This window comes from Paenibacillus sp. Y5S-9 (assembly GCF_036894235.1).
Classification (GTDB): domain Bacteria; phylum Bacillota; class Bacilli; order Paenibacillales; family Paenibacillaceae; genus Paenibacillus.
Genome location: NZ_CP145887.1, coordinates 522,270 through 538,324, shown reverse-complemented (window position 1 = coordinate 538,324; position 16,055 = coordinate 522,270). Strand labels below are relative to the sequence as shown.

The 16,055-nt window shown below is 47.6% G+C and carries 13 protein-coding genes; 3 read left to right on the top strand and 10 right to left on the bottom strand.

All coding sequences use genetic code 11. The features are described from left to right. Positions 1-186 precede the first annotated feature (186 nt). Complete coding sequence (locus V6669_RS02540; protein ID WP_017690946.1) at positions 187-396, top strand: hypothetical protein; 210 nt, start codon at positions 187-189, stop codon at positions 394-396. 216 nt (positions 397-612) lie between these two features. Here V6669_RS02540 and V6669_RS02535 read toward each other — a convergent pair whose 3' ends face one another. Together V6669_RS02535 and V6669_RS02530 are read right to left on the bottom strand one after the other, a co-directional pair. Next, a complete protein-coding gene (locus V6669_RS02535) occupies positions 613-1,434 on the bottom strand; it encodes a protein kinase (protein WP_338590416.1) in 822 nt (273 codons plus the stop codon). 135 nt (positions 1,435-1,569) lie between these two features. Next, on the bottom strand, positions 1,570-2,256 hold the full coding sequence (locus V6669_RS02530; RefSeq protein ID WP_338590414.1) for a hypothetical protein: 687 nt from the start codon (positions 2,254-2,256) through the stop codon (positions 1,570-1,572). Positions 2,257-2,800: 544 nt separating this feature from the next. Between V6669_RS02530 and V6669_RS02525 the strand changes: the two genes are divergently transcribed. Then, entirely contained in the window at positions 2,801-3,754 is a 954-nt protein-coding gene (locus V6669_RS02525) for an L-lactate dehydrogenase (RefSeq protein ID WP_338590412.1), read from the top strand. Between the two features lie 162 nt (positions 3,755-3,916). Here V6669_RS02525 and V6669_RS02520 read toward each other — a convergent pair whose 3' ends face one another. The 6 genes from V6669_RS02520 to V6669_RS02495 form a co-directional block, all read right to left on the bottom strand. Further along, on the bottom strand, positions 3,917-6,625 hold the full coding sequence (locus tag V6669_RS02520; RefSeq protein ID WP_338590410.1) for a PAS domain S-box protein: 2,709 nt from the start codon (positions 6,623-6,625) through the stop codon (positions 3,917-3,919). Between the two features lie 643 nt (positions 6,626-7,268). After that, on the bottom strand, positions 7,269-8,003 hold the full coding sequence (locus V6669_RS02515) for an ABC transporter permease (protein ID WP_338590408.1): 735 nt from the start codon (positions 8,001-8,003) through the stop codon (positions 7,269-7,271). A gap of 1 nt (position 8,004) precedes the next feature. Continuing rightward, positions 8,005-8,721, bottom strand: a complete 717-nt coding sequence (locus tag V6669_RS02510; protein WP_338590406.1) for an ABC transporter permease — start codon at positions 8,719-8,721, stop codon at positions 8,005-8,007. Beyond that, a complete protein-coding gene (locus V6669_RS02505) occupies positions 8,718-9,632 on the bottom strand; it encodes an ABC transporter ATP-binding protein (protein WP_036672188.1) in 915 nt (304 codons plus the stop codon). The genes V6669_RS02510 and V6669_RS02505 overlap by 4 nt, the downstream gene beginning before the upstream one ends. An 80-nt stretch (positions 9,633-9,712) precedes the next feature. After that, positions 9,713-11,230 carry a HAMP domain-containing sensor histidine kinase gene (locus tag V6669_RS02500; protein WP_338590403.1) on the bottom strand — a complete coding sequence of 506 codons (1,518 nt, stop codon included), beginning with the start codon at positions 11,228-11,230 and terminating at the stop codon, positions 9,713-9,715. A 44-nt stretch (positions 11,231-11,274) separates the two neighbouring features. Next, positions 11,275-11,958: a response regulator transcription factor gene (locus tag V6669_RS02495; protein WP_192135550.1), complete on the bottom strand. Its 684-nt coding sequence runs from the start codon at positions 11,956-11,958 to the stop codon at positions 11,275-11,277. A 215-nt stretch (positions 11,959-12,173) separates the two neighbouring features. On the opposite strand from V6669_RS02495, the gene V6669_RS02490 reads away from it, so the two are divergent. After that, positions 12,174-13,928: an alpha-glycosidase gene (locus V6669_RS02490; protein ID WP_338590398.1), complete on the top strand. Its 1,755-nt coding sequence runs from the start codon at positions 12,174-12,176 to the stop codon at positions 13,926-13,928. A gap of 142 nt (positions 13,929-14,070) precedes the next feature. On the opposite strand, the gene V6669_RS02485 is transcribed toward V6669_RS02490, so the two are convergent. Further along, positions 14,071-14,583 (bottom strand): PadR family transcriptional regulator, encoded by a 513-nt coding sequence (locus V6669_RS02485; RefSeq protein ID WP_338590396.1) that lies wholly within the window; start codon positions 14,581-14,583, stop codon positions 14,071-14,073. Between the two features lie 54 nt (positions 14,584-14,637). Beyond that, entirely contained in the window at positions 14,638-15,852 is a 1,215-nt protein-coding gene (locus V6669_RS02480) for an ABC transporter permease (protein ID WP_338590394.1), read from the bottom strand. Between the last annotated feature and the right edge of the window lie 203 nt (positions 15,853-16,055).

Genomic DNA, 16,055 nt, shown 5'->3' with positions numbered 1-16,055 from the left:
AAATCTTATCCTGTCCTCTATTGTAACGCTAAACGCTCAAAATAAAAAATTCCGTACAATCAGCAACATCCTATTATACGCCAAGCTCCTGTCCAATGAATACAATTATCCATGAAAAAATCGAAACCCCTTCTGATCTAGCCACGTATATGCTTAAAACAGTTGAAGTCGAAAGGGTGAAAGCTCATGTTCAAAAAGATTATCGGCAAACTTATTGATTCCAAATCTTCATCTCACCGCAAACGTTACAGCTCCTCGGACAGGCGCTCATATAAACGTCACAGCAGTTCCTCAGGCAAGCGTTCCTACAAGCGCTATTCTTCTTCGGATGTGAAATACCGGGACAGCCGCAGTGGCTCCGGGTATTACAAAAGCAGAAAATACAGCTCCAGCTAAGCTGCTCTCACGACTGCTTTTAAAGAGCAATGATCGTGCCAGCTTATTAGACGCTACAATAAATGAATATGTAATAAAGGGGGGTTCGCTAGCCATACACACGGCTAACAGAACACCCCTTTATTGTTTCTATATAGCAAAAAGGAAAAAGACCCCTACAGATATCATACGAAGAGGTCACGGATAACAAATATAGGCCCGCCTACAGAGCTTATTTCATGGTAATTTCAGCAACACATTTTCCATAACTGCCTGTAACTCCCTCGCCCCACCCTCATAACCTGGACGGAGTCCAAGGAGTCGTTCCAACATCTGGTGTAATTCCGGCGTAAGCTTGAGTTCCTCCTGCCAGCTGGCGGGTTCACGGCCCTTCTCTGGCTCATAAGCCGAATACAGCATAAAGAGAAGAAAGTGGCCGATATCCTGCAGATCATGATCCGGTGTAGCCGGTTCATCTTCAGGCTCAGGGACTTCACGCATACGTCGCTTTAACTCTGGCAACAACGGCTCCCCCAAGCGTCTCGCCAGGCCAAAGTCAATCAGATGTACCGTCCCTTCACGTAAAATAACATTGGGAATCCGCACATCTCCATGAATATATCCCTGCTCATGCACATGAGCCACCGGAGCCAGCAGTTGACCTGCCAATTCCAGACATTCCCGCTCCGTATATCGAAGACCTTGCTCAAATATGCAATCTTCCAGCGTCTGTCCACGAATATACTCGGTAACGATATAACTTCGTCTCCCGGATGTGAACACATCCAATAGATCAGGGATCGCCGGATGATGCAGACGGTTCATCACGTCCGCCTCCCTCTCCAACAGCTTCGCAGAGAGTCTTCCCTTGCTAGGCTTGGACTCCTTCAACGCCACTTCCCTGCCATTCTGGTCATCTGTACACAGGTATGTCAGCCCATAGCTCCCCATACCCAGCAGTTCCTGTATTGTATAACGCTCAGCAATGGTCGTGCCTTCCCGCCGAGGACGATCCGTCCATAGTCCAAGCAATCTTTGCCAACTTCGTCGCAGCTCCACAGATCCTCCCACGCCAGCTTCCTGATCCACTCAGTCTTTATCTATACTGAGCAGTCCGTTGCCAGTCTTCATGTTGTATGGAGCTTATTATATCAGGCCCATAATGCAAAATCACGATGAGCAAGAGCCTGTCATTCAAGCTTCCTTATGCTTCTTCGGCAGGAACCCGAACAACATACGCAGGGATACTCCTTTTGGTTTGCGTTTTCTTCCCTGGAAGCTGCGCAAGTTGGTCACCAGTTCACGATCCCGCTCTTCCTCCAGCTTCTCATTCATCCACACGCGTTGTTTCTCCATCTGTTCCTGGAGCGCCATATGTGTCTCCGCCAGATGCTGAAGGGTCAGCTCCAGTTCATCGACCCGCTGTTGCAGCAGCTGTACCCGATCATCCTGCTGTTGTTCTACAGCACCATAAGTCACCTCACTTACAAGTTGCCCCAGACCTTCATAGGATCTCAGATTACCCATTATTTCAGGTTCTTCAGGGAATACGGATGGCATGACTGTCGCTGCACATTCCGACTCTGACAGACCTTCAATTCCCACCACCGGAACATCTACTTCAACTACAGCTACAGGTACTTCTGGAGCCAATACAGTCACCACAGCATCAGCCAGAGGTAGATTATGCTCTCTGAGTTCGGTCATCAGGCGTTCAATGCACTCGATGTCGTCGGATTTGAATAGTCTGGATTTGTTGGCGGACCGTTCGAACCGGTATCCCTGTTCTTCCAGTGCCGCCGCATATTTACGAAGAGTACTGGCACCTATGCCCAGGCTCTTGGCCGTTTCCGTCGTTGCTCCTGCTTCTTCAATCATCATTAATTCCCTCCCGGAATGAAGTCTTTTGGGAATCAACTTCATATAACTTTATTGAGTTATGAAATTGATTCTTGGATAAAAACATTATGGCTTCAGCGTTCCTTTTTGGAACCATCATCGGATCGGGGCAATCTGTCTCATGGATCAAGTATGCTTATCTTTTGCTTGTCCGTATGTATTCGTCAGCTCCTCGGCAGATCCCTTTGGCGGTTTTGTTCTGTTTCTGCGGATTCCTAAGAAGTTTTGTCAGGTATATAATCTGCATAAATAACCCCCAATCCGACAACGAGCATGAATGCTGTCATGTCGAATGACACAGGTGCAAACGCCGTCAAATCTTATGTTTATGAATTATTCATGTCAATTTTGTTAACTCCGTTACTCCAATACGCTCCCGCGATAGCGGATATCATTGCTGCACAGCTTTTCCATGTGTTATCTTATGTAACGTAGAAGTGCATTCCAGCATAAAATAAAGGACTATACTTAACATAGGACGCGTAAGTGACGAATAAATATCAATCTAAATGGGGGCTGAACGGCAGTGTTAGGCAAATCAGGAAAAGTAGCGGTGATCGGGGCGGGTCTTGTCGGTTCGAGTTGTGCGTATTCCATGATTAATCAATCGATATGCAGGGAAATTATGATGGTGGACCGGACGTATGACCGTGCTGTAGCGCAGGCACTGGATTTCTCCCATTGTATGGACTTTACACATAACCGCACCAAGGTATATGCAGGCACGTACGCCGATTGTGGCAATATGGATGTTATTATCTTAACTGCCGGGGCGAATCCCAAGCCAGGACAGACACGACTGGATATTCTGGAGGAAGCGGAATCGATTGCCAAAGACATCGTGATCCCGATCATGAACAGTGGATTTAACGGGATTTTTGTCGTCGCTGCCAATCCGGTTGACATAGTAACTTATATGGTATGGAAATTATCTGGTCTTCCGCGTGAGCATGTCATCGGCACAGGAACATCCATTGACTCTTCAAGGCTTAAAACGCTGCTGTCTGAAGTCTTCTCCATTGATCCACGCAGTGTGCATGGTTATGCTCTCGGAGAGCACGGAGAATCCCAGTTCGTGGCCTGGTCACATGTGACCATCGGCGGCAAACCGATTATGCACATCATGGATCAGCACAAGGAGCGTTTCAAACATCTGGATCTGGACGATATTGCGCGCAAAACAAAGGATGCTGGCTGGGAGATCTTTACCCGTAAAGGTTCTACCCAATTCGGAATCGGTAATGCCCTCGCGCATATCACCCGTTCCATCCTCAATGATGAACACAAGATCATCGCCGTATCGGCTATTCTGGACGGAGAGTATGAGCAGCACAACGTCTGCGTTGGTGTTCCTGCAATCATCGGTGGTAATGGTATTCAAGAGATTATCGAATTGCATCTGGATGCAACGGAACGTGAGAAATTCAACAGCTCCTGTGAAATATTATCTGGTAACATTAATCGCCTGACATTGGCATAACTCATTCGTATACAGATCACTGCATACGCTTCAGCTCAACTTCAAAAGCCTGTCCACGCAAACACGCCAATAACACTCCATCAGTGGAGGATTATTGGCGTGTTTGCGTTTATTATTTTCACAGCCAGATGAATCAAATTCATAATTGATTTGAGTAGTTGTTCAATTTGGTGCAAGCTGAGGTTCGTCCCTTGGCCCCCATTGCTGTAACACCCGCTTCAACTCACTCAGCATAACCGGTTTGCTAATAAAGTCACGCATTCCAATCTCCAGACAAGCTTCCTTATCTTCACGTTTGGTATTGCCTGTAACTGCGATAATTGGAGGTATGCGATCCTGTGGAATTAGGCGGTGTAACAGGTCTGTCGCCTTCAGTCCATCCATCACAGGCATATGAATATCCATCAGGACAATATCATAAGCATTCTGAGAGATGGCATCAATCGCCTCCACGCCATTAGTGCACACATCTGCCTGGTATCCAAGCTTCTCCAGATATTCTCGCAAAATCTTCCGGTTTACCGGATGATCCTCCGCCACCAGAATACGCATGGCAACCTTATCACTCTGACGTGTACGATCATGATGGAACTGACTTGCTGTCTGTTCTGCTGAAGCATCTACACTCGCCGCAGGAACAGCAAACCGGAAGGTTGAGCCTTCGCCTTCTATACTCTCGACACTGATGCTGCCTCCCATGATCTCCACGAGTCGCTTGGAAATGACCAGTCCCAGTCCGGTACCACCATATTTCCGGTTAATCACCGGATGTAGTTGAGAGAAGGACTGAAACAACTGATCCAGCTTGTCAGCCGGGATGCCAATTCCCGTATCTTGCACCGCAAAATCAAGAACGCTGTCTTCAGGCTTTCTGCCCTTGATAATATCCACGGCAACATCAATGCTTCCCTGATCTGTGAACTTGAGCGCATTACCAACCAAGTTCACCAGAATCTGCCGGATACGTATGGCGTCACCAACCATGAACTCAGGGATGCTCGGATTGAGGCGATATCTGATCTCCAGATGTTTCTCATCTGCACGCGGTTTAAACAGTTCGGCAACCTGTTCCAGCATCTTGCGTAATGCAAATGGTTCATAAGCCAGTGCCATTTTCCCGGATTCCAGCTTACTGAAGTCCAAAATATCATTAAGGATGTTCAGCAGAGCATCACCGCTGTCTCGAATAATCTCGGCATATTCACGCTGTTCTTCCGATAAATCGGTACCGATCAACAATTCTGTCATCCCCACGATCCCGTTCATCGGTGTCCGGATCTCATGGCTAACCATTGACAGAAATTCTGACTTGGCCTGAGCCGCCAGCTCAGCTGTTTCTTTGGCACGTACAATTTCACGTTCGCCAGTCACATCATTAAATACAACCACCGCGCCCTGAATCTGTCCCTGTTCAATAATCGGCGTCACCTGATACTGCACCAGAAAGCTGCTGCCATCTTTACGCCAGAATACATCTTCCTTGATTGAACGTCTCTGTCCATCCAACACAGTCATGTGGATCGGGCACTCTTCTTGTGGCAAATGACTTCCGTCTGCACGGGTGTGATGGATGATAGGATGTGAGTTTTTGCCAATGAATTCTTGCGCCTCATAACCGAACATCGAAGCTGCTGCTGGATTCATAAACATGGTGATTCCATCCGCATCCAAACCAAATATTCCTTCCGTAACCGTGTTGAGAATTAGCTCATGTTGCTTGCTGAGCTCCTGAATCCGTTCCGTGTATTCCTTGCGCTCGGTAATATCGGACACGATCCCATAGACGCCCACCATTTCCTTATCCACAATAATGGGCACATTCGTAACAGATACTTCAATCTTCCGACCACTTGAATTAACGACTCGGGTCTCATAATATTGCGGTTCGCCTTGCTTCACCATGTCAAAATAATGTTTGCCATATTGAACTTCGCATTTATCCAGATTAGATAAAAAAGATTGGCCAATCAGCTTATTGCGCGGAATATCCAGCATTTGCACCAGTTTGCTGTTCACTGCGCTGTATTTACCTTCCAGATTCAATGAATAAACAGCTGCCGGGTTATATTCGAACAACGATCTGTATCGCTGACGACTTTCTCGAAGACGTCTGTCCGCATCCTTATGCTGGGTAATATCCCTGCTGATGCTTACAATCTGGACACTCTTGCCACGCTCTCCAACCACAGGCTTCGCCAATGTCTCCATCCAGATATAATGTCCCTTCTTGTGCAACACACGCATCTTGCAGCCATTGCCGATCTTGGAAAGATCCATAGGGTCCGGATAATCTCCCGGATAACAATAATCCTTGAAGGACTTTCCTATGACTTCATCCGGCTTATAACCCAGTAGGGTGTACACGGAAGGGGAGACGTATAACAACTCGCCATCCGTAGCACAAGTGGTAATCAGATCTTGTGCATGGTCAGCCAGCACCTGATATTTCTCCTGTGCCTCCTTAAGCTCACGTTGCACTTCCAGGATATCGGTAACATCTTTGGCAATGCCATAGATTCCTACGACTTCTTTTCCCTCCGTTATAGGCACATACGTTATTTCTGCGTGTTTCAGGGAACCGTCTTTATGATAAAAAGTAATGGGATTACTGACTGAACGTCCAGCCAGTACCTCTTTAATGTATTGTTTGCGTGAATTTTCACTGTCCGGAGGACAGATCTCACTCTGATTCATACGAATCAAGTCATCCAGTGTATACCCAGATATCCGCTCTACCGAGGGATTAGCATCAATATAGTTTCCATGGATGTCCATTACATAAATGGCATCCGGATGGTTAAAAAACAGTGATTGGTAAGAACTTCCCTCAGAAATAATGCGCTTCAGGGTTTCCGTTTTATTAATATCCAAGGCTTACCCCTCTTTTCTCAGCCAATATCTTCATCTAACAGCAGGGATTAATTATCCCTTACAAAAATGGGCCTACCCTCGAATAACCATGTAAGCCTGCCTAGAAACAGCTTTTTTTATTTTACCAGATTCTCGTCTCATTTTGCTTACAATCTATGATCCAATTCACATAATGTGTGATGTAATACTTGGAATTTTGATTTTACTTAGGAGGTGCCTGCAAAGGCAGACAATTTATACAAGGATCAAATTAAGCCTCTAACAAGCTTGAAGTTCAATTCCATGTCAGCTGATTCTGACGAATGGCTAAACGATTTTCTAAAGAACTCAGGACATCTTATTTGGTGTCCAGGTCCCCTTTTAAAATTTTAAAGAACATCAGACACGTTAATCCCCATAATCTCCTGACAAAAACGCTGCAAACGGTTGTTTCATTGGATATAACATGTCTCAAGTTCCTTAGATTTCTGAGATCACTTCAAATCCTTGAATAAGACTCCTCAGATTCGTTAGCGAGGTGACCATTCATGATGGGTGGGTCAGACATTAGAAAAAATCCTCCTGAAGCATACATACAATAGAGCTTTGCATGTTTTGCTTAAAGAGGATTTTGATTACGATAACCAAGTGTGTAACGGATTATTCAGATTTCTTTTTTCGCAAAATACATCATGCCGATTCCAATGAAAATGACAGCACTGCCTCCAACAACCGCCAGCATTGTCATCAGTGGCACGTTGTAGGCTCCGAAACCTCCGCCATCAACGGGTGTCATCAGAATCATCGGTTGTGCCCATGGATAATATGGCCCATATGTCGCCGAGTTTACAATGAGAATATTCGGTATGGTCAGTGCAAAATTCAGTGCGAGCGGTGCGGCAAAGCTGCTCCACGCCAATGAAACGAACATCTGCAGGGCAGCCAAGGGTACACAAGCTAGCAACCCAAGCAGCAGTTTGCTCGCCAAGAATCCCCAAGGTACAGGCATCGTAATGCCGTGAATCATGCCTGCCAGCAGAATGGACATCAGCAATAATACTTGTGTACCCGCCAGAAGCATGAGCACAATTGTCAGTTTACCTGCATATACGCCTGAACGTGTGAGCGGTAAAACCAGCATCTGCTTCCACCCTCCACCTGCATGTTCAAAACGGCAGACAAAGGACGTAAACACACCAGTCAGCATCGGTAACAATAACAATCCGTGCAGGAAAACCATCGTGGTCATCAATACCTGCCAATTTCCCGATGGCGTGGACAACAGTCCGATGAGCAGCGCAATGAGTGGACTCAGCAGAATCAGAAGCCATATGGGGGACTTGCCCATTTTCAATCGTTCAGCGGACAAAATTCGGAAGTACGTTGTCGCAAAGCTCATGTCAGGCCACATCCTTCCGGCTAAAGTGCACCATACCCAGCAACAGAATCAAGATTCCCAGACCTGCACCCATGCCTGCATACAGATATGGATTGGGTCCATTCCAGGCCATCTGCGCCCAAGCGAGTGGAAAGTTCGGTGAGATACTGAGTGCGAACATGCCCGTTATCGCGAGAACGATGCCCAGGGTGACGGGAAGTGCCTGATTCTTGTTAACCATCGTGAGCCACAACTCCAGTGACAACACCGGAAGTGCACCAGCCAAAGGCAATAGCCCCAGCTTGATCGCATGTGTCCAAGGTATTTCGCTGGCATGGAATCCGAGGATCAGACCCAGACCTACTATTCCTGCGGTTAACAGCAGGCAGGAGATTACCAGCAGCACACAAGCAAGCAGGAACTTGGCTAAATACACGGCTGGTCTGGGAATCGGCATCGCGAGCAGCTGTTTCCATGATCCCTGTTCATGCTCAACATTAGCGATCATGGAGCTGAGAATGGTTGCTCCCAGCATCAGAGACAAGGGAACAAAGACCACCACATTGCCGAGCAATCCGCCCCACAGGTTATCTGCATACTGCTCTTTCAGATAGTCCAGCCGTAAGCCAAAATTAAGCGCCTGCATCGCTGTCAATCCAAGAGGGGCCAGAAAAACAAGAAACCAGATCCCTTTCCCCCGAATCTTGAGCCAGTCCGACGATAATGCACGCCCGGTCATATGGAAGCCCCCTCGCCAATGACCCGCATGAACAGATCTTCCAGCGACTGACGCTGTTCCTCTACACGATACACATCATGATCCTGCTCAATTAATCGGCGCACAAGCAGTGCCACTGAACTGTTATCCATATAAGGGAACGTTAAAGCAGAGCCTTGTTGCTGACCAAATTGTCCCTGTTCTCTCGCCAGCTTCATAGCCTCTTCCGGCTCGGAAACCGTTAACCGGATAGAGCTACCCGTCTGACTATGCAGACTTGCGATGGTATCCTGAAGCACCATCTTGCCTTCACGGATAATACCAACGCGACTTGCCATCTGTTCGACTTCACTCAGCAAGTGGCTAGAAACCAGAACGGTAATGCCATGTTCCAGAGGCATGCGTTTGATCAGTTCCCGAATCTCCTGAATACCGGCAGGATCAAGCCCATTCGTTGGTTCGTCCAGAATCAGCAACTCCGGTTCACCCAGCAAAGCGCTGGCAATACCTAGACGTTGCTTCATCCCAAGGGAGTATCCCTTTACCGAACGTTTGGCATCCTTGGTCAGATCTACAATGGACAGCACTTCAGCAATTCTTGATTTTGGTACATTGATGATGCGGCGCAAAGTTTCCAGATTCTCTACTGCGTTCAGATGTCCGTAATAGGACGGGTATTCGACCAAAGAGCCCACACGGCGCAAAATATCCATGCGATCCTTGCGGATATCCTTGTCGAAGACACGGATCACGCCTTTGGTTGGTTTAATCAAGCCGAGAAGCATGCGAATCGTTGTTGTTTTGCCGGCACCGTTGGGACCGAGGAAGCCGTAGATATCTCCCTTTTTAATGTGCAGATCAAGTTCACGGACCGCTGCACGGTCCCGGTATGTTTTCCATAAATTCGCCGTTTGAATTATATTTTCACTCACTGTATGATCACCTCGGAACTATCGTAACCTTCCAAGGTTAAAGCCAAAGTAGTCTCTAGTTTAAGTTTAGTTTAAAAAAGCTATTTCAGCGGTTTGTTGTTTTCCCTGTTTCCCTTACCACTGTAGATATATGTCTGGACACCCGTTTCGGAACTGTCTACCCGCTTGCGCAGACCCATCTCACGAATCAACAGGTCTACAATGGATAAGCCTAGACCTGTGCCTTTTGTGTCGGAATTCGGTTGCATACCCGGACCCCGATCCTGAATAACGATAGCCGTCTCACCCTGAATCTCCTGGGTTGTTATGCCAATATATTTCCCGCTAGCAGCATGACGGATTACGTTCTGAAACAAATTATCGAGTACACGGCGCATGCCCTGTTCATCCATATGCCAGATCAGCGGTTCCTCCGGGAGGTCAATATCAATATCAAATTGCTCTTTCTCCCAGACCGGGTACCAGGCCGCCGCCGTTTCCCTGACGATCCGCAGTATATCTTTCTCTTCCAGCTTCAGTGTATATTTCCCGCTCGTGAGCAAATTGTAGGATAACATGTTGTCAATGAGCCCACCGAGGTCCTCCATTTTCGCTTCCATGCGATGTAATGAACGGTCACCTTGCTCGCTCAGCTCTTCCTTGTGCAAAGCATGCATATGTCCACGAATTACCGTTAGCGGGGTACGCAGATCGTGGGAAAGCCCCGCAATGAGACGTTTGCGCAATTGTTCTTCCTCGCGTTCACGGTGGCGGCTGTTGGACAGTTGATGCACCATCTGATTGAAGGATTCTTCCAGTTGACCAATCTCGTCTGACCGGCGGATATCTACCGGAAGCGGGAGGCCTTCCTTGCCTGTGGTCATCATGGCCGTCTGCAAACGAATAAGTCGTTTGCGAATGCGTGCGAAGAAGAGAATCGACATAATGATGAAGATCAGAAAGATGAGGGTCATTACGATACCAAGATACAAGAGTTCCATCGGCCAGTTACTCTGATTCATTTGCAGAAGTGACCGCGGCACTTCAATGATCATGAATCCCTGTCCTTTGTCCTGCTCATCTCCGCCAATATATGCAACTACGGTGAGTGGATCGCGAAAGGAAGCTTCTTTCATGAATTGCACTGTATTATTTACATTCCATAAGGCTGGAATATGAGTCTCTGTCGTTTGCCCGGAATCCAATGACCATCTCAATGTCGTGTCTGTCCTGCCATCCGGCGACGTGGATTTTAGAAGCGTTACATCTTCACCACCGAGAATAAGTAGGGTCTCCCCTTTCACATTCACACGATACATCGAAGATTTGGGATACGAGCCATGTAATTGCTCCAACCGGGCCTTAATCTCTTCATCCGAAGCACCATCCAGGTTCTTCGCTTCACGTGACCAGAGGTTACTTATCCGAGTAACATCACCATAAGGTGCCGCTCGGTTCGTATTCGTGTCCGTGTTATTCACTACGACAATATATATAACGGATATGATCGGAAGCACAACGGGCACAAATAATACAGCCGCCAAGATCAGGAGGATGTATCTGGACATCAAGGACCGCCCAAAGCGAAGCTTGCGCCGCCCGGATTGCTTTTGAATCATGCTTCGTTCTCCCTTCATGATCTTCCGTTCCCTGAACCACCGGATCATGGCTTCTTCACACGATATCCCACACCACGGACCGTCTGAATAATTGCAGGATTGGCCGGATCAAGCTCCAGCTTTTCGCGTAGATGCCGAATATGTACCATTAAAGTTTTGTCCCCATCCAGATAGGGCTCGTTCCAAACGGCTTCATAGATCTGCTCTTTGGTTCGAATCATGCCCATATGTCGTAGCAGGTAGGCGAAGATGTGGAACTGTTTTCCCGATAAAATAATCTCATCCCCCGTCTCCTCATTAACGATCCGGTTGTCCTTCTCATAGATGGAGAGATGATCCAGCTTCAGGGCAGCATCCGTGGATACCGCTGTTCCTGCCTTACGCAGCTGTACTTCAATCCGGGCAGCCAGTTCATCGGGGTGAAATGGTTTGGTCACATAGTCATCGGCAAAATCAAGACCGTGTAACTTGTCGTCAATAGACGTTCTGGCCGAGAGCATGACAATGGGCACGGCAGGATGTTCTTTTTTCAGTCGCTGGCCTACCGTAAATCCATCCAGCCCGGGCAGCATGACATCCAGAATAATGAGTGAGCAACCGACAGCAGCCTCCGCTGCACCTTCACCACTGCCGAGCCATACCACCTCATAACCGCGCTCCTCCAGATCGGCTCTGACCCAAGTCGCAATTTCCGTATCATCTTCAATATATAACAGTTTGGTTTTCATCCGAATAATCGTTTCCTTTCTGCCCTCATTGGGTTAATGATATATCTGAGCATCATCATGATAAAAGCTGTCTATACCATATGGATTCATGTCTTGTTGAAGTCTCGCGTTATCACGCATTCTAATTATAGCTTATCCATTAACTCGGGTAACGTCATATCCATCAAGTCTACCAAGTACATACTAGTTCTACACCTGACGGGAGGAAATTCATTATGCTGCTGGAAGCCATCTATCATCAACCGAAACGAAACTGGGCCTATGCCTATGACCAAGATACAATCCATCTGCGTTTGCGTGCCAAAAAGAATGATCTGACCGAGGTACATGCCCTGACCGGGGATAAATATGCGTGGGATGCAACCAAAGTGCTGGTTCCCTTAACGAAGTTCACCTCTGACTCCATGTTCGATTACTTCGAAGGCGAAGTGAAACCTCCCTACCACCGACTCAAATACTCTTTTCTGCTCAAAAGCGGCGAAGAACAGATCTGGATGACCGAGACGGACTTCCAGGAAGAAGAACCGGACGATCCGGGTCGTATGTTCCAGTTCCCTTATATTCATGCCAGAGCTGTATTCACACCCCCTGCATGGGTTAAGGATGCGGTGTTCTATCAGATTTTTCCTGAACGATTCGCCAACGGCAACCCGGATATCAGTCCGGAAAAGTTAGAGCCGTGGGGCGGCGAGCCAACACCTTTCAATTTCTTCGGCGGTGACCTTCAGGGCGTGATCGACCATCTGGATTACATCAGCGATCTTGGCATTAATGCGATCTACTTCACACCCATCTTCGAAGCCACCACCAATCACAAATACGACACCGAAGACTATCTGCGGGTAGATCGGCATTTTGGTGACGCAGATACCGTGAAACGACTGGTTGAGCTGTGCCATGCACGTGGAATTCGTGTACTTCTGGATGCTGTGTTCAACCATTCCGGGAAGACATTTGCGCCGTTTGTGGATGTGCAGAAGAACGGAGAACAATCCAAATATAAGGACTGGTTCCATGTACATGAATACCCGCTGGACGTGAAGGACGGCATTCCTACGTATGAGACCTTCGGATTCGAAGCTCACATGCCAAAGCTGAATACGGAGAATGCCGAGGTTAAGGCCTATCTGCTGGAGGTTGCTGAGTACTGGATCAAGGAAGTGGGCGCGGACGGATGGCGGCTGGATGTGGCAGACGAAGTGGACGATGCATTCTGGCGCGATTTCCGCCGTGTAGTCAAAGCCGCTAATCCGGATGCCTACATTCTGGGCGAAGTATGGAACGAGTCTTCCTCCTGGCTGCAAGGCGACCAGTTCGATGCGTCCATGAACTATCCGTTTACCGATGCCGTGAATGCATTCTTTGTGAAAAATACGATGCACGCCGAACAGTTCGCAAACTCCATCGGGCGACAGTTATCCCGTTATCCGCTTCAGGCCAGCGAAGTGGCGTTTAACTTGCTGGACAGCCACGATACCACGCGGCTGCTTACGCTGTGTGAAGGCGACCAGCGCAAGATGAAGCTGGCTGCGTTATTCCAGTTCAGTTACATGGGTGCTCCATGCATCTATTACGGAGACGAGATTGGCATGGACGGCGAACATGATCCGGGCTGCCGTAAATGTATGGAATGGGATGAAGCGAAGCAAGACCGAGAGCTGTTCGACTTTTATCAGAAACTGATCTCTCTGCGTCATGCTCATCCTGCCCTGCGTGCAGAAGGTACCGTTCGTTTCCTACAGGCTCGTCCCGATGGTAGCCAACTGGTATTTGAGCGGCAAAATGAGGAGGAACGCATTCTGGTTCTGTTCAACCGATCAGAAGAGACGGCTATTGTCGAGCTGGAGGCCGGTGACGAGGAATGGACCGAGTTATTCGGCGGAAACCATCGTACCGCCAAGGAAGATGGCGTACTGGCCATCGAATTGCCCGCGTATGGATATGCCGTACTGAGTACTAGTCTCACATAAACACCAAGATGTATTTGCTTTTATGCAAGACCGGACATGGGTCCACTTCATCGGAATATAAAAACCAAATAGGCGCTCACAGACCTGTTCCGGATCTGATGAGTGCCTATTTGATTTTGACGTAATTCATTATGACCATGGATTACTCCGGCTGAGCCAGTTGCTTCTTGAGCAACTCGATGGTGGCCTCATACTGCACAAGTCCCACTTGCATGCACAAACGTTGTGAAGGCGAAATCCATTCGCCGAATTCCTTCATCTGACGCTGAAGTTCGTCATATAACAATTCCTTGCGTTTCAACTCTGACGAAACCCACCCCGTTACAGTGGCCTCATCCGCCAACTCTCCGAAATACAACCGCATCAGAAAATCAGAACGGAACACCTCGTCTTCCAGGGGACTCATCAGGTAGGTGTGAAATTGCGCTGCTCCTTCATTGGTCAATGAATACACGTTCTTATCAGGTTTCCCTTCCTGCTTTACCGATTCCTTAGTCAGCAATCCTGACTTTTCCATCTTCGCAAGTGTAGGATATATGGTGCCGAAACTGGCATCAAAGAAAAATGAAAAATAATGTTCAAAGTACTGCTTGATCTCGTATCCGGAACTTGGCTGATTGTGCAGTATTCCGAGGATGACATGCTGCGTGTTCATCGGTGTACCGCTCCTTTCCATTCCCCTTAACGTATCACAATCAGTACCCCTTGTTCAATGATCAGATGACGAAACGGTTGCTTTCAGAGCAACAGGCACAGCAGCAGGCTGGTCCTCCCTACGAGCTTCAGAACGTACCGGGCCGGAGCGTCTGATCCAGGTGCAAAGCGCACCAAGGGTCAGTGTTACTCCACCGATTACGGCAAGCAACATCGCATCCCGGCCGATCCCGTTTCCTCCGAGTACAAGGTTCATCATCCCCTCTACGGCATAAGTCGCTGGCAGATAATGACCGATCACTTGGTAGAAGTCAGGCATTACATCTCGCGGAATCGTTGATCCCGAGGACAGCATCAACAGAGGCAACAGCGCACTGTTTAACCAAGCCCCAGCATTGCCAAGCAACAACAAGCTCAACTGAGCCATGAGTATAAAAGATATGGTGACCAGCAACTGGAACAGCCATAACATGAACCAACCGGCTGCTGACGATACCCCCATAATGTGCATCATCCCCGATCCAACAAGCGAGACGATAAATGCCGCACCAACATTAACGATGTTGCGGGCCCAGAAGCGCTCCCATTTCCCTGCCCTGCCACTCAGTTCTCCAGACACTTTTTGCAGATTCATGCCAAGCAACATTGCTCCGGTAAACGTAGCGGTTACAATCAACATCGGTACCATGGAGAAAGCAAAATTATCAACAGGATTCAGTCGCTCCACCTCTGCCTCCACGCGTGAAGATAACCCTACCGTAAGCGCATCGGACTGATCAGCAGTCATACCGGACTGATTCAGCACTCCGCGAATGCCATTCTCTTGTACTTCACGGTTCAACGTCGCTGTAACTTGTGCGGCTACGTTCTGCATCACACTTTTCACGGTAGCCACGTTTGATTCGTTCATCACATACTTCACTGTCATCGGTTTTGACAAGTCTTCTGCCTGTTGCATGAAACCTGATGGAATCTCAATAATCATGTACACATTCCGATCCGTTAACATCTGTCGTGCTTCTTGCATCGATTCAGATGGTTTGATCTCGAAATTCAGACCTGCCGCCAAAGACTTAGCCACTGGTTCAGCCGCTACCCCATCTTCATTCACGATGGTGACAGCCAATTGAGTCATTCTTTCGTTAACCTGGTCGTATCCGCTAAGCCAGATGATGTTAAAAAAAACCTGAAACAGTACAGCCGTAATTAAACCTACAATGGTGGCTCCGTTTTTCAAAAACAATAGACTCGTCTGGAAAATACCTTTCATTCTATCCATCTCCTTTAATTTTGTTTCGCTCCTATATATATCGAATTGATATATGACAATAATTAATATATCTAACCGATATATAGATCGTCAATGTTTTTTTGTTTTTCTTCGTTGGAAAAAGACAAAAAAAGCCGATACATCTCTTCACCAGGAAGGTTTGTATCGGCTTTTCGTATCATGTAAGGAACTCTTCTTCACCT

Excerpts from the sequence above, each read along its gene's own strand:
- V6669_RS02510 (WP_338590406.1), bottom strand. The coding sequence starts at position 8,721 with ATGACCGGGCGTGCATTATCGTCGGACTGGCTCAAGATTCGGGGGAAA.
- V6669_RS02515 (WP_338590408.1), bottom strand. The coding sequence starts at position 8,003 with ATGAGCTTTGCGACAACGTACTTCCGAATTTTGTCCGCTGAACGATTG.
- V6669_RS02540 (WP_017690946.1), top strand. The coding sequence starts at position 187 with ATGTTCAAAAAGATTATCGGCAAACTTATTGATTCCAAATCTTCATCT.
- V6669_RS02500 (WP_338590403.1), bottom strand. The coding sequence starts at position 11,230 with ATGATTCAAAAGCAATCCGGGCGGCGCAAGCTTCGCTTTGGGCGGTCC.
- V6669_RS02480 (WP_338590394.1), bottom strand. The coding sequence starts at position 15,852 with ATGAAAGGTATTTTCCAGACGAGTCTATTGTTTTTGAAAAACGGAGCC.
- V6669_RS02490 (WP_338590398.1), top strand. The coding sequence starts at position 12,174 with ATGCTGCTGGAAGCCATCTATCATCAACCGAAACGAAACTGGGCCTAT.
- V6669_RS02485 (WP_338590396.1), bottom strand. The coding sequence starts at position 14,583 with ATGAACACGCAGCATGTCATCCTCGGAATACTGCACAATCAGCCAAGT.
- V6669_RS02495 (WP_192135550.1), bottom strand. The coding sequence starts at position 11,958 with ATGAAAACCAAACTGTTATATATTGAAGATGATACGGAAATTGCGACT.
- V6669_RS02530 (WP_338590414.1), bottom strand. The coding sequence starts at position 2,256 with ATGATGATTGAAGAAGCAGGAGCAACGACGGAAACGGCCAAGAGCCTG.